At 40.5% G+C, this 311-nt stretch carries 1 rRNA gene; it reads right to left on the bottom strand.

What is annotated here, in order from left to right:
• Positions 1–221: 221 nt before the first annotated feature.
• Positions 222–311 (bottom strand): 16S ribosomal RNA (locus tag M3183_RS26860); the annotation flags it as partial.

Genomic DNA, 311 nt, shown 5'->3' with positions numbered 1-311 from the left:
CGTGCGCCCTTTCTAACTTAACCTAAAAGGTTTTACTCTAATAATTAGAGAGAAAAACTAAAATGGCGATACTCGGTTCTTACTTGGTTACTTCTTCTTACGATTATCTAGTTTTCAAAGAACGAATACACTTGAGAGAATTGCTCTCTCAAAACTAAACAAACAAAAAACCATCAAACAAACTTTTTTTGTCAGGCTCTTAGTCCTGCTTATATCCTTAGAAAGGAGGTGATCCAGCCGCACCTTCCGATACGGCTACCTTGTTACGACTTCACCCCAATCATCTGTCCCACCTTAGGCGGCTGGCTCCT

It is taken from the genome of Neobacillus mesonae, from assembly GCF_023715155.1.
Taxonomy (GTDB): Bacteria; Bacillota; Bacilli; order Bacillales; family Cytobacillaceae; genus Neobacillus; species Neobacillus mesonae_A.
The sequence above is the reverse complement of the archived record's forward strand: the minus strand, read 5'-3'. Positions and strand labels throughout refer to the sequence as shown.